The 14,570-nt window shown below is 32.9% G+C and carries 12 protein-coding genes; 2 read left to right on the top strand and 10 right to left on the bottom strand.

Annotated features, from left to right (window positions below; all coding sequences use genetic code 11):
* Nucleotides 1-124 precede the first annotated feature (124 nt).
* The 10 genes from argH to DK508_RS02215 form a co-directional block, all read right to left on the bottom strand.
* Nucleotides 125-1,402 carry an argininosuccinate lyase gene (argH, locus tag DK508_RS02260; protein WP_109299119.1) on the bottom strand — a complete coding sequence of 426 codons (1,278 nt, stop codon included), beginning with the start codon at nucleotides 1,400-1,402 and terminating at the stop codon, nucleotides 125-127.
* A gap of 30 nt (nucleotides 1,403-1,432) precedes the next feature.
* Entirely contained in the window at nucleotides 1,433-2,497 is a 1,065-nt protein-coding gene (locus tag DK508_RS02255; RefSeq protein ID WP_109299118.1) for a M20 family metallo-hydrolase, read from the bottom strand.
* A 6-nt stretch (nucleotides 2,498-2,503) separates the two neighbouring features.
* On the bottom strand, nucleotides 2,504-3,286 hold the full coding sequence (gene argB / locus DK508_RS02250; RefSeq protein WP_109299117.1) for an acetylglutamate kinase: 783 nt from the start codon (nucleotides 3,284-3,286) through the stop codon (nucleotides 2,504-2,506).
* 3 nt (nucleotides 3,287-3,289) lie between these two features.
* A complete protein-coding gene (locus tag DK508_RS02245; RefSeq protein ID WP_109299116.1) occupies nucleotides 3,290-4,237 on the bottom strand; it encodes an N-acetylornithine carbamoyltransferase in 948 nt (315 codons plus the stop codon).
* Between the two features lie 93 nt (nucleotides 4,238-4,330).
* On the bottom strand, nucleotides 4,331-5,470 hold the full coding sequence (locus DK508_RS02240) for an aspartate aminotransferase family protein (RefSeq protein ID WP_109299115.1): 1,140 nt from the start codon (nucleotides 5,468-5,470) through the stop codon (nucleotides 4,331-4,333).
* A 71-nt stretch (nucleotides 5,471-5,541) separates the two neighbouring features.
* Nucleotides 5,542-6,336 (bottom strand): pyrroline-5-carboxylate reductase, encoded by a 795-nt coding sequence (gene proC, locus DK508_RS02235; RefSeq protein WP_109299114.1) that lies wholly within the window; start codon nucleotides 6,334-6,336, stop codon nucleotides 5,542-5,544.
* A 12-nt stretch (nucleotides 6,337-6,348) separates the two neighbouring features.
* The gene (gene argC / locus DK508_RS02230; RefSeq protein WP_109299113.1) at nucleotides 6,349-7,329 is read right to left on the bottom strand and encodes an N-acetyl-gamma-glutamyl-phosphate reductase; all 981 of its coding nucleotides are present in this window, start codon (nucleotides 7,327-7,329) and stop codon (nucleotides 6,349-6,351) included.
* Nucleotides 7,326-8,513, bottom strand: a complete 1,188-nt coding sequence (locus DK508_RS02225; protein ID WP_109299112.1) for an argininosuccinate synthase — start codon at nucleotides 8,511-8,513, stop codon at nucleotides 7,326-7,328. Before DK508_RS02225 ends, argC begins: the two co-directional genes overlap by 4 nt.
* Nucleotides 8,501-9,142: a GNAT family N-acetyltransferase gene (locus tag DK508_RS02220; protein ID WP_109299111.1), complete on the bottom strand. Its 642-nt coding sequence runs from the start codon at nucleotides 9,140-9,142 to the stop codon at nucleotides 8,501-8,503. The genes DK508_RS02225 and DK508_RS02220 overlap by 13 nt, the downstream gene beginning before the upstream one ends.
* 512 nt (nucleotides 9,143-9,654) lie before the next feature.
* Nucleotides 9,655-10,965: a polysaccharide lyase family 7 protein gene (locus DK508_RS02215; protein ID WP_109299110.1), complete on the bottom strand. Its 1,311-nt coding sequence runs from the start codon at nucleotides 10,963-10,965 to the stop codon at nucleotides 9,655-9,657.
* 389 nt (nucleotides 10,966-11,354) lie between these two features.
* On the opposite strand from DK508_RS02215, the gene DK508_RS02210 reads away from it, so the two are divergent.
* Together DK508_RS02210 and DK508_RS02205 are read left to right on the top strand one after the other, a co-directional pair.
* Complete coding sequence (locus DK508_RS02210) at nucleotides 11,355-12,053, top strand: FadR/GntR family transcriptional regulator (protein WP_109299109.1); 699 nt, start codon at nucleotides 11,355-11,357, stop codon at nucleotides 12,051-12,053.
* A gap of 179 nt (nucleotides 12,054-12,232) precedes the next feature.
* The gene (locus tag DK508_RS02205; RefSeq protein ID WP_109299108.1) at nucleotides 12,233-14,569 is read left to right on the top strand and encodes a chondroitinase-B domain-containing protein; all 2,337 of its coding nucleotides are present in this window, start codon (nucleotides 12,233-12,235) and stop codon (nucleotides 14,567-14,569) included.
* The last annotated feature ends 1 nt before the right edge of the window (nucleotide 14,570 follow it).

Here is a 14,570-nt window from a genome sequence, read left to right as displayed (position 1 = left end):
ATTCTTCAATTTTATATCAAGGTACTGCTTATTAAAGTATAAAAAAACAACCCCCAGCGGTTAACAACTCCTCTGAGGGTCTAGGCCGAAACTAAAAAATTAAACTAACTCAACTTACACTCAATTAAATCTGTTTCAGCTTCTCTTCTATATGTTCAAGGCATAAATTATTAATACTACCTATATGAGTATGTTTTGTGCCTTTTTCTGGTTTATATATCCCTTTTTCAATGTCCTTTCCTATTTTAACATAAGCATCTCTAAATGACATCCCTTGCATTACTAATTCGTTTAATGTATCAACACTAAATAAATAATCGTACTTAGGATCGCTTAGTATATCTTTATTTACTTGGATTTGTGGCAACGCATATATGGCCATTTCTAAAGATCCTTTTAAGTTTTGAATAGCGGGAATGATACCTTCTTTTAGTAATTGTAAATCTCTATGATATCCGCTGGGAAGGTTATTGGTTAAAAGGGTAAGTTCATATGGCAATGCTTGAATTTTATTACATTTCCCTCTTATCAATTCAAAAACATCTGGGTTTTTTTTATGCGGCATAATACTCGATCCCGTAGTCAACTTGGAAGGGATCGTCATGAAATCAAAATTCTGACTCATGTATAGACATATATCCATAGCGAGCTTAGACAATGTGCCAGCTACACTACTTAGCGCAAAGGCAGCAGATTTTTCGGATTTACCTCTACTCATTTGTGCAGCCACAACATTGTATTTTAAGGTTTCGAATCCTAGTTCTTTTGTTGTAAATTCTCTATCAATAGGAAAAGAACTTCCATAACCAGCTGCACTCCCCAATGGATTTTGATCTATCACTTTTAATCCAGCATTAACAAAATATAGATCATCTACAAAACTCTCTGCATATGCCGAAAACCATAACCCAAATGATGATGGCATAGCTACTTGAAGATGAGTATAGCCAGGTAATAAAACATTTTTGTACTTCTCTGAAGCTACCAAAAGGTTTTGAGATAGCTCCTTTACCATAGATTTTATTTGAGTTAATTCTTCTTTTAGATATAGATGCATCGCTACCAATACCTGATCATTACGCGATCTTGCAGTATGAATTCTCTTTCCTGCATCACCAATTTTATGAATTAATTCAAATTCAATCTTAGAATGTACATCTTCAAATTCATCTTCGATTACAAAAGTGCCTTTTTCAATTTGGTTTTTCAAATCATTAAGTACTGTTTCAATTGCAATAATATCTTTTTCTGAAAGTAAGTTTATACTATATAGCATTTTGGCATGTGCCAATGTTGCCTGTACATCGTATCTGGCAATTACCAAATCCAGTTGCCTGTCATTACCTACGGTAAACATATCTATTTTTTGATCTGTTGGTAATCCTTTATCCCAAAGTTTCATGTTGTTCTTATTGTATATTAGTATACTTGCTTATACTATGTTTTCTAAAATTTTAATATATAATTCTACACCCTCTTTAATTTCATTCACATAAATAAATTCATCTGCAGAGTGAGATCTAGTAGAATCTCCAGGGCCTAATTTTAACGAAGGGCAGCTCAATACTGATTGATCAGATAAGGTAGGTGAGCCATAGGTTTTTCTACCCAACTTGATACCAGATTGTACAATTGGATGACCTATCGGTATTGACGAGGAACCTAAATGCAATGACCTTGGTTTTATTTCTACGCCTTTTGGCATTGCTTCTCTTACTACACTCAAAATCTCTTCGTTATGATACTTATCATTTACTCTTATGTCTATTACCAAGTCACAATGAGCAGGTACTACATTATGTTGTTTACCTGCATTTACTTGAGTCACTGTCATTTTAACCTTTCCTAAAGTTTCTGAGTTTTTTTCGAACTCAAACGTTTCGAACCATTCTATTACTCTAATTGCATTATAGATCGAATTATCATTATTTGGATGTGCAGCATGGCTAGCTGTCCCTTTTACCGAAACATCTAATACTAATAGACCTTTCTCGGCAACTGCCAACTGCATTAATGTAGGTTCGCCAACAATACCAAACTCCACATTTTTCAAATATTTTAATACGCTTTTTAACCCTAAAGGCCCACTACTCTCCTCTTCTGCAGAAGCCACTATCACAAAATTGTATTTTAAATCTTTCTTACTATAGAAATGTGTAAATGTTGCCAGTAAAGAAACCAAACATCCTCCTGCATCATTACTGCCTAAGCCATATAGTTTCTCATCTTGGATAAAAGCTTTAAAGGGATCATTTGTATAATTACCATTAGGTTTTACTGTATCATGATGAGAGTTTAATAAAATAGTCGATTTAGACTCATCAAAATATTTATTATAAGCCCAAATATTATTGTTTTCTCTTTCAAAAGAAATATCATACTTCATAAACCAATTTTCAATCCATTGAGCAGTTTTATCCTCTTCTGAAGAAAAAGATGGAGTCTCAATTAATTTGTTTAAAAGTGATATTGCTTCGGTTGTTAATTCTTGTATCATAATATTCTATAGACTCAGTGTTGTATGTTTAATTGTATGATCTTTTATAAAATCGGCATTAGCTATATGCACTTTATTTACATTTTTATGCAATGCATTAAAACAGTTTTGAAGCTTAGGTAGCATCCCGTCTGCAATGATATCTTTATCTCTTAATTTTGAATATTTCTCTAGATCAATGTGTTCGATTACAGAATCTTTATCATTAATATTTTCTAAAACTCCTTTTAACTCAAAACAATAAAAAAGAGATACTTCATAATTACTACTCATAGCTGATGCTATTTCAGATGCAATTGTATCGGCATTAGTATTTAGTAATTGTCCATTACCGTCATGAGTAACTGCACAAAAAATCGGAGTGATTCCTAATTCCAAAAAACCTTTTATTACCTCATCATTTACTTTGGTTATGTCTCCTACATACCCATAATCAATAAATTGTACGGGTCTTTTTTCTGCCTCAATGATATTAGCATCAGATCCAGTTAAACCTAGAGCATTACAATTGTTTTTTTGTAGGCCAGAAACAATAGTCTTATTTAACAAACCTGCATAGGTCATGATCACAATATCTAAGTTCTGGGCAGAAGTGATTCTTCTACCATCTATCATTTCTGTTTTAACACCCAATTTGTTTGCCATATGAGTAGCCGATTTACCTCCGCCATGAACCAAAATTTTTGGTTCACTAATCTTAGAGAAATCTTGTAAGAACGAATCCAAAGCTTCTTGGTTTTCTATAATATTACCTCCTATCTTGGCCACAAGTAATTTTGGTTTTTTCATTTTTTAAACTTTTTCAAGAATTTTCTTTAATACTAATTGCGCTGCATAGGTTCTGTTATTAGCCTGCTCAATAACAATCGAATTTGGGCTATCTATAACAATATCATCCACCACTACATTTCTTCTTACTGGTAAGCAGTGCATAAACTTTGCATCATTCGTTATGCTCATCTTTTCTCCTGTAATTTTCCACTCTGAATCTTCATGCAGTATTTCTCCATATTTTTCATAAGAACTCCAATTTTTCACATATACAAAATCGGCATCTTTTAAAGCATTTTCTTGGTTGTAATCAATGGGCACCTCTTTAGTAATCTGACTGGCTAACTCATATCCCTTAGGGTGGGTAATTACAAAATCTGCGTCCATTCGTTGCATCATTTCTACAAATGAATTAGCAACAGCCTGGGGCAAAGCCTTTGGATGCGGTGCCCATGATAATACAACCTTTGGTTTATCTGTTTTTTGATATTCTGTAATCGTAATTGCATCGGTTAATGCCTGTAATGGATGATTTGTAGCACTTTCCATATTTACAACGGGTACCGAGGCGTATTTGATAAAACTTTTTAATACTTTTTCGCTATAATCATCCTCTCTATTTTCTAGTTTTGCAAAAGCTCGAATTGCCAAAACATCACAATATTGAGATACTACTTGTGCTGCTTCCTTAATATGTTCAGAGTTTCCTTGATCCATAACAATTCCGTCTCCATATTCTAACGACCATCCTTGATCAGTAAAACTCATCACCATAACATTCATTCCCAAATTCAAAGCAGCCTTTTGAGTACTTAAACGCGTACGTAAACTTGGATTAAAAAACAGTAATCCTATTGTTTTATCTTCTCCCAATGTTTTGTATGCCAAAGGTTCGTTTTTTACCTTGATAGCATCTTTTATCCATTCATTAAGACAATCTATATCTTGTATCGAAAAATAATTATTCATTGTACATTACATTAGCTATTCTTCTAAAATGGAATTTTGGTTTGGATTGCGTTCATTACGAAATCACTTTTAATCCATTTAAGATTTTCATTATTATACATTTTCTACTACCAAAACATTTTGCAATGCCTTTATAAACTGATCTATTTCTTTTTTACCTATACCAAGTGGAGGAAGAATTCGTAACAAGTTTTTATTCATTGCGCCACCAGTAAATATATGTTCATCATAAATTAGTTTCTTACGCAAATCAGCTACTTCAAAATCAAATTCTAACCCTAGCATCAACCCTCTCCCTTTTACTTTTTTTACACCTGGAATGTTTGCGGCGTAAGACATAAAATACTCCCCAGTTTGCTTTGCATTATCTATCAAATTTTCAATTTCTAGGACTTCCAAAACAGATAATGCAGCCGCACATGCCAAATGATTTCCTCCAAAAGTAGTCCCTAACAATCCGTAACTAGGTTTAATGTGAGGAGCTATCATAATACCCCCAATAGGGAAGCCATTACCCATTCCTTTGGCCACAGAAATAATATCTGGAGTTATCCCATGATATTGATGCGCAAAGAATTTTCCTGTCCTTCCATATCCAGATTGAATCTCATCCAAAATCAAAACAACACCATGCTCATGACATAGAACTTCTAATCCTTTAAAAAAATCCGTAGTACCTTCATCTAAGCCACCTACTCCTTGGATAGGTTCAATAATCACTGCACATACATCACCTTTTTTGAATTCTTTTTCAACTAGACTTAATTCATTTAGAGGTAAAAATGTTACGTTTTGTTGTTTATTTAAAGGAGCATTAATTTTATCATTATCCGTAGCCGCCACTGCCGCTGATGTTCTACCGTGAAATCCATTTCTAAAAGCAATTACTCTTGATTTACCTGTTTGAAAAGAAGCCAATTTTAAAGCATTTTCATTTGCTTCTGCTCCCGAGTTACATAAAAACAATTGATAACTTTCATATCCAGATAATTCTCCAAGTTTTTGCGCTAATTGCTGTTGTAAATTATTTTGAACAGCATTAGAGTAAAAACCAATCTTATCTACTTGCTCTTTTATTTTTTTCACATAATGAGGATGTGCATGGCCAATAGAAATTACAGCATGACCACCGTATAAATCAAGGTAATCAACACCTTTTTTATCAATAACAGTACTATCATAAGCTCTTACCGGCTCTACATCATATAAGGGGTATACATCGAATAGTTTCATAATATTTGTTCTTGTTTGATTGCTATTTTGAATTGACAGTTTATACCCATCAACAACTTAAAAACAACCAACTATTTTATAGTATTAATTTTTTCATAAGAAGCCATTACTCCTTTTATAACCGATGAACTTAACCCTTGATGTTCCATTTCATTTAGACCTTCAATGGTGCATCCTTGTGGGGTAGTTACTTTATCGATTTCTCGTTCTGGGTGAGTTCCATTTTTTGCCACCAAGGTAGCGGCACCTATTGCAGTTTGTACGGCGATAATTTGTGCTTCATGGGGATGAAACCCCATTTGTATTCCTCCTTGTATCATCGCTCTTAAAAATCTAAGAAAAAACGCTATACCACTTGCGCCTAGTACTGTTGCCGCTTGCATCAACCTTTCTTCGATCACCAAAGTTTTACCAATGGTATCAAACATTTTTTCTACCATAGCTAATTCTTCTTTAACATCCTCATTAGCAGCAATACAAGTCATAGAGAGTTTTTTTGAAGCTCCTGTATTTGGCATAACCCTAACCACCTTATTATTAGGTACTACGGCATTAATCTCGGTAATAGATGTTCCCGTTACCGTAGAAATAAGAATTTGTTCTGAAGTCACTACATCTTTAATCTCTTGCAAAACAGCATCTAACTGTCTAGGTTGCACACACAGAATAATCCATCGCACTCCTTTAATAGATTCAATACTATTTTGCGAAGTATGAACTCCTGGCTTTTCTTCAACCTCCTTTAAGTTGTATTTCGATTTATCAACTACGGTTATATCTTTTGCTTTGAAGAGCTCACTATCCGCTAATCCAGATATTATGGATTTACCCAAATTACCCCCTCCTATAATTGTTATTTTGTTCATTGTATTTCTTTTTTAGAACGCACTGGCTTTTAGTGCTAATCCTGTTTTTTCATTTAATCCAAACATGAGATTCATGTTATGAATGGCTTGCCCTGATGCTCCTTTGATTAAATTGTCAATCACGGAGGTGACCAAAAGCATGTTATTTTTTTTACAAATATGAAGAACACATTTGTTGGTGTTTACTACTTGTTTGAGATGAATTTCACTGTCTGAGACTACAGTAAATTCTGCATTGTCATAAAACTTCTTAAACAATTGAATAGCATCCTTTTCACTATCATTATACTGCGTATACATAGTTGCATAAATCCCTTTACTGAAGTTTCCTCTATTTGGGATAAAGAAAATTGGAGTATCAAAATCAGTTTGTAACCTTTTGATACTTTGTTCAATCTCATCCAAATGTTGATGCGTAAACACTTTATAACTAGAAAAATTATTATCTCTCCAACTAAAATGCGTTGTACCTCCGGGCATGACTCCTGCACCTGTGCTACCAGTAGTAGCATTTATATGTACGGCATTGTTTAATTTACCTGCATTTGCCAATGGTAATAATCCAATTTGAATTGCTGTGGCAAAGCACCCTGGATTTGCTATATTTTGAGCAGATTTGATTTTTTGTTTTTGCAATTCGGGAAGACCATATACAAAATCTCTATTCTGAAAGTTTTGATCTTTGTCTAATCTAAAATCATTACCTAAATCAATGATTTTAGTAGTTTCGGAAAAATTATATGTTTCTAAAAATGATTTAGACCTTCCGTGACCCAAGCAAAGAAATAATACATCTACCTCTGGATTTATCTTATCAGTAAATTTAAGTGTTGTTTCTCCTACTAAATCTGGGTGTTGATCATAGATCAATTTCCCCGCATTTGTAGTACTAAACACAAAGTTTAATTCTACATTTGGATGATGTATCAATAACCTTAACAATTCACCAGCTGTATATCCTGATCCTCCTATAATACCTACCTTAATATTCATTTTCCTGGATTTACGTTATGATATATTTTATTAGCATTGCCATAGATTTTAATAAATCCCTTAGCATCATCTGATGTCCAAGAGTTATTCATTTCTCCATATTGACCAAAATCAGATTTCATCATATCAAAATCAGATTCAATTCCTTCCAATATAAAATGATATGGCTTTAATTTTATACGAACATTACCGGTAACAGACTTTTGCGAATCCTCCATAAATACTTCAATGTTTCTCATTACCGGATCTAGATAATTTCCTTCGTGCAATAACATCCCATACCAATTAGCAAGCTGTTCTTTCCAGTATTGTTGCCATTTGGTGAGTACATGTTTTTCTAATAAATGATGTGCTTTAATAATTACCATAGGGGCAGCCGCCTCAAACCCTACTCTTCCTTTAATACCTATAATAGTATCTCCAACATGAATATCTCTTCCAATAGCAAAAGCACTCGCCAATTCTTCAAGCTTTTGAATATTCCTTACAGGATCATCTATAATACCATCTAGACCTATGAGTTCTCCTTTTTCAAAATTGAGAGTAATTATTTCTTCTTTATCTTTTTGCAATTGACTTGGATAAGCCGTGTCTGGTAAAGCATCATGCGAAGTCAAGGTCTCTTTTCCTCCTACACTTGTACCCCATATGCCTTTGTTTATAGAATATTGAGCTTTTTCCCAACTATAGTGCACACCATGTGTTTCGAGGTAATCTACCTCTGCTTGTCTAGATAATTTTAAATCTCTTATTGGCGTAATGATCTGAATTTCTGGAGCTAAAGTCTGAAAAATGACATCAAATCGTATCTGATCATTACCCGCTCCAGTACTACCATGGGCAATATATTTTGCTCCCACTTTCTTGGCGTAATTAATTACTTCAATAGCCTGAAAAATTCTCTCTGCACTTACCGAAAGAGGATAAGTGTTATTCTTTAATACATTACCAAAAATTAAGTATTTAATTGCCTTTTGATAAAATTCATCTAAAATAGTTTTATTAATATGAGAAGTACTTCCCAATTCATATGCTCTCTTTTCTGTTTCTTCTAATTCTCTTTCAGAAAATCCTCCGGTATTCACTAATATCGTATGAACCTCCAAGTTTTGTTCATGAATTAGATATTTTACGCAATATGAGGTGTCTAGGCCCCCACTATATGCCAGTACTACTTTTTCCATAGTAATAATTGTTTATTGGTTGTAAGCATAGTCTGCTTGATATTTTTTAATCTTTTAAGTACTTTTTTGTTGTACCACTTTTCCTTTTTCTTTCTTTTCTTATTTGGATCATATAACATTCCTGTACAAAGGCACATTTTATGATCTTTTGATGTTAGAATATCATAATTGGTACAAGTCCTGCACCCTGCCCAAAACTTGGGATCATCAGTGAGTTCTGAAAATGTAACTGGTTTATAACCCAAATCAGAATTTATTTTCATCACTGCCAAGCCTGTTGTTATTCCGAATACTTTGGATGCTGGATATTTTGATAAAGAATAATTGAATGTAAATTCTTTTATTTTTTTTGCCAATCCCTGATTTCTAAAATCTGGATGTACTATCAACCCAGAATGAGCAACATATTTCTCATGCCCCCATACTTCGATATAACAAAAACCTGCAAATTGATCGCCGGATAACGCAATAATTGCATTTCCGTTATTCATCTTGGTTTGTACATACTCTGGAGTACGCTTGGCAATACCCGTTCCTCTTACTTTTGCCGAACCGGATATTACTTCACATATTTCTTGAGCATGATGAAGATGACTATTATTAGCTATTACAATATGTACCTGTTTCATAAACGTATTTCCGCTTATCAAAAAGTTTTGATAATTAAAATTGAATTTGATTTAATGGTATCCGTAGTATAATTTAGAAATACATATAGCTAATATTGAATTCTTAAATAAAGAACTCTTTATCACTCTTTTCTAAATCATTGGATGTCTCCAGGGGAAGTAGGACGCACCTACTTCAAAAGAAAATTAGACCCCCAAGGGGCGACGAAAGCGGCGTGTAGGTATATTAAAATTACCTAATAGGTTCAAAGATTGAACATGTACTTCTGAATAAATAAAATTTGCCGTTTTCATAATAGTAACTCTAAATCGTCGGCCGTAGCCCCTTTCGTTAACTAGATAGTGCAATATTACATAAAAACTGAATACCACTTATAATATGATTCATAAAATTTTATAAAAATGCGATTTTCATAAAATAAGACCTAAAAATTTATGATATATACAAATAAAAAAACGGAAAGCCTTGACTTTCCGTTTTCTTTACCTTAAAAAATCTAAGAAATCCTATATTAATGAGTTACACTTAGATTTTTTACTCTAACAATCCCATGAGATCCTGTATAAGAAGCTCCCTTTACAGATTGCAGGTAGTTTCCAACTTTAAAATAATTCCCTTCGGTGCTGGTATCCATTTGTTGATTAAATATTCTATTACCTCCTTCAAAAAGTTCGACTAAACCATCATTATACACTAATTTAAAAGTATAACTCGTGTCTAATTTATACGTTCCACTTAAAATTCTACTTCCTCCCAGAACTTCTTCGGTGATATAACCACTAATTTTAATTCTCACATTTCCTGAAGATTGATCAGGTTCACCTATAAATTGTACACGTATAACATCATCAACAGTGTTACTGGGACCATGTATTTGCCCAAAACATAGAACTCCATCTTTCCCACTTTTACTTTTAGGTAATTGATCTACTCTAACTGTCCATGTCATTGTATTATTACCATTTTTAGCATCCCAATTCGATAAATTACCATTTGTTAGCTCTCTTAATTCAACTCTTGGGTTACTAGAATTTGCAGAACCTCCCAACCCTCTATAACATTTAAAATATGTCCATTCGCCATCAGTATAGAAATAGTTAGAATCTTCATATGTACTAAAAGTCTCACCCGTAGCATCTAATACATCATCCCTATATGTTGCAGATGACCCGGGGTTACCAGTAAAACAATTTAATTTCCAAGTATTCGAAGTAAGTCCCAATACATCTCCTGGAGAGTTTCCTCCTGATGGTGGAGGTGGTGGTGTACTACCCGAAGAATGTATTTGGGTTTCTGTGATACTATTCCAGGCGCTACTAGAATTACCAAAACAAGAAATTCTAACATACCTAGCGCTTACTGCATTAAAATTGTATGTTTCTAAACCTGCAGTATTTCCGCTACTACCAGTGCTTTTAGCATCATATATTGTGCTTAAACTGGACGTTGAATTTCCCACTCGTATTTTAAAAAAAGCTTTTCTTTGATTTCCTTTGTACCAAGCGACCTTAAGGCTAGATATATTCTTTGAAGATCCCAAATCATAAGTAATGTATTTTCCTGTATATCCTTTTGAAGACCATCTTGTATTAAGATTTCCGTCCAGAGTATTTGCAGGACCATTGCCATCATCCCCATTAGCAGATACACTTACTGGTGTAATCAAGGCTTTAATTGTTGCATTTTCATTCGTAAGTTCAGAAGTTTCATTATCAAACCCTTCTGTCTCACAAGATAAAGTAATCAAAAAAGTAGATAAAAATAGTAGGGTACTGAATTTAAAAAAAGGGCCTTCTCTAAAATTTGCTGATTTAGTTTTCATGTTGTAAAAATTAGAACGTTAATAAAAGTTTGTGTTATAAAAATTGGTTGACCAATTTTACACAATATTAATAATTTTATAATACAACTCAAACGTTTTCGTAAAAAATTCCAAAAATAATCATCAAATAATCAATTTGTTACGTGAAAATTTAAAGCATTTACATTTACAAGTTTTACAACACAAATATCCTATCATGATACATATAAAATAACCTACAAAAGGAGTGTATACTTATTTTTCACCTCGTAAATGACACAAGTACTAGAGTAACTTTTTTAGTCTTCATTTCTAACGAAAACATAAATATTTAGGCTAATGCTTCTAAAAACTTTTTTTTGGTTAACTTAGATGGTCAACCAATTAATATCTATTCGAATTTGAATTTCATGGAAAAGATTGAAAAAATACCGGAAAACAAAGAAAACGTTGAAGAAACCATTATTTCTAAGATAAAAGAACTTATTGTATCCAAACATTTAGAGCCAGGGGATCGTCTTCCGGCAGAAAGAGATCTTGCTCAAAAATTTGGAGTTAGTCGTAATCAATTAAGGCAAGCCATTCAACGGTTAGAATTTTATGGGTTAGTTAAAAAATACCCTCAAAGTGGTACACGTATCTCAAATATTGGGGTAACGGCATTAAACGGTATGATGTCTGATATTCTACAATTACAAAAACCTGATTTCAAATCTCTAGTTGAAACGAGAATTATACTAGAAACAAATGCAGTTAGATTAGCAGCTACCAGAAGAACTGAAGCACAAATTATTGAAATAGAAAAAGCGCATGAAGCCTACAGCGCAAAAGCCATAAAAGGAATAGATGCGGTAGAAGAAGATTTGATGTTTCATATTAAATTAGCTGAAGCAAGTAATAATAGTGTTGTCAATTCTCTAATGCTCATTATTACTCCAGAAATCATAAGTCACTTCATAAAAAATAAAGTCTGTAATAAAGAAGAAAACTATTTATTGATTAAAGAGCATCAAAATATTGTTGATGCCATTCGAGAAAAAGATCCCGATAAAGCAGTAGCGCATCTAAAGGATCATTTTAGAGATCTATATACATATTGCAATAAATAAAGTTAGTTTTCTAGAAAAAACATTATTGCATCGATACTTTTTTTAAGTACTTTTTATTGATTTTCATATAAAATTAAGTGTTTTTCTAATATTTCATTAAAAAAATGCTTCTACTTTCTTTGATTATTAATTTATATGTCTATTTTTGGTTGACCAAATTGGTTAACCAGATTTGTTTTATGAAAAATATACTATTTTATTTATGTTTAGGTATATCCTTTTACTCATGTAAAAACACTGAGCAAAAAGAACCTTTATCTAATGTTATAACTTCTGTTGATGCTTTTAACAAGGCTGTTTTACATGTAAAACCGGGAGATTCTATCGTACTAGCCAAAGGAACATGGAAAGATGCCGAATTACTTTTTCAAGCCACAGGAACAAAAGATAAACCTATAACTCTAACTGTTGAAAAAAAGGGAGAAACCGTATTAGAAGGACAATCTTATTTACGTATAGCCGGTGAACACCTGGTTATTAGCGGGTTGGTATTTAAAAATGGGTTCACCCCTACTTCTGAAGTTATTTCATTTAAAAAAGACAAAAATAACTTTGCTTCTAATTGTCGCCTAACCGAATGCGTTATTGATAATTACAGTAATCCCGAGAGAAGGGAACAAGATTACTGGATTGGTATTTATGGTAAGAACAATCGAATCGATCATAATCATTTTGAGGGTAAAGGCAATCTTGGCGTGACCATGGCCGTACGTTTAAATTCTGAAAAGTTTTTAGAAAATCATCACCAAATTGATCATAATTATTTTGGTCCTAGACAAACTTTAGGATCTAACGGAGGCGAGACTCTTAGGATCGGAACCAGTCATCATTCATTAAGTAATTCGAACACTGTTGTTGCACATAATTATTTTGATCGTTGTGGTGGAGAGTTAGAAATCATTTCTAATAAATCCTGTCAAAATACATTTAGTAATAATGTTTTTTACGAATGCAGAGGAACCCTGACCATGCGTCATGGTAACGAAACTTTGGTAAAAAACAATGTATTTATTGGAAATAAAATCCCAAGTACAGGTGGTATTCGTGTCATTAATGGGCAGCAAACAGTAGAAAATAATTACGCAATAGGACTTACTGGTTATCGTTTTGGTGGGGCATTAGTGGTTATGAATGGTGTACCTAATTCTCCTCTAAACAGGTATTTTCAGGTAGCTGATGCCAAAATCAGAAATAATACTTTTATTGATTGCGATTATATACAACTGTGTGCTGGTAGTGATAATGAACGAAGCGCAACACCTATAAATTCTAGTATAGAAAACAACATTTTTTATAACGAATTAAAAAATAATTCATTTACTATATACGACGATATTAGTGGTATCGCATTTAACAATAATATCATTAGTCCAAATACTTCTTCTGTATTACCCAAAGGCTTTATCCCTAAAAAACTTTCATTAAAAGAAAATCAACAGAAATTATTAGTCCCTAGTGAAAATCATTTAACAGCAGGTGCTAAATTTACATTCGATATTCCTTCGAAGGAAAATACAGGTCCTTCATGGTATCCAAAAAATAACTCAACTGTACATTTTAACTCAGGAAAAGTAATACAGGTTGCTCCAGGAATTAATACATTGTTTGATGCGATAAAAATATCGTCTCCTGGAGATATTATAGAATTAACGGCAGCACACGGATATTTAACCACCAAAATAATTGATATTAATCATCCGGTTACAATCACTTCTTTTCTAGAAAAATCAACAGTGACTTTTGAGAAAAAATCATTGTTTGATATCCAAAATGGCGGAAGCTTAGAGTTAAGTAAATTAATCTTTGACGGAAAAGAAGCTCCCGATTATTCTGGTAATGCAGTTATACGAACCAGTAAATATTCGATGAACAAGAATTACAAACTAATTATCAATAATTGTGATTTCAAGAATCTAAATATTAATCATTCTTATGATGCAATTAAAGTATTCAAAAACACAGTAGCGGATACGATTAGTATAACGAATTCTGTCTTTAAAAACATTACGGGTACTATTCTCTCTTTAGACAAGGAAATTGGAGAAAACGGAATTTTTAATGCAGAGTTTGTAGTTTTAAAAAACAATATTTTCTCTAATATAGATGGCGCCGTTTTAAACTTGGTTAGAGATGGTAAAGATGAAAGTACATTTGGCCCCTTCCTTAGTTTCGATCATAATGTATTGGATAATGTTGGGAATGGAAAAAGAAACAAAAACAAAAAATCTATTTCATTAGTTGGCGTACAAAATGCCGAAATCAAAAATAGCATTTTCAGAAACAGTAAAGGCATACAGATGCACCTAGTTGTTGGTGGACCAATTGCAAAAGTACATCATACAAACTTCTTTAATTCAGAAAAAGTATCAGTTACTGGAGATCAGAAATATAAGATTGATTCTTTATGGGCCATTAATCCAAAATTCAAGAATAATATAACATACACCCTACAGGAAGGTTCTAGCTTGCATAATAAAGGTGATGATGGTAAAGCCATTGGAATAATTCATAAGTAAA

The sequence above is a fragment of the Aquimarina sp. AU474 genome (assembly GCF_900312815.1).
GTDB lineage: Bacteria > Bacteroidota > Bacteroidia > Flavobacteriales > Flavobacteriaceae > Aquimarina.
This window is presented reverse-complemented; position numbering and strand designations above follow the sequence as displayed.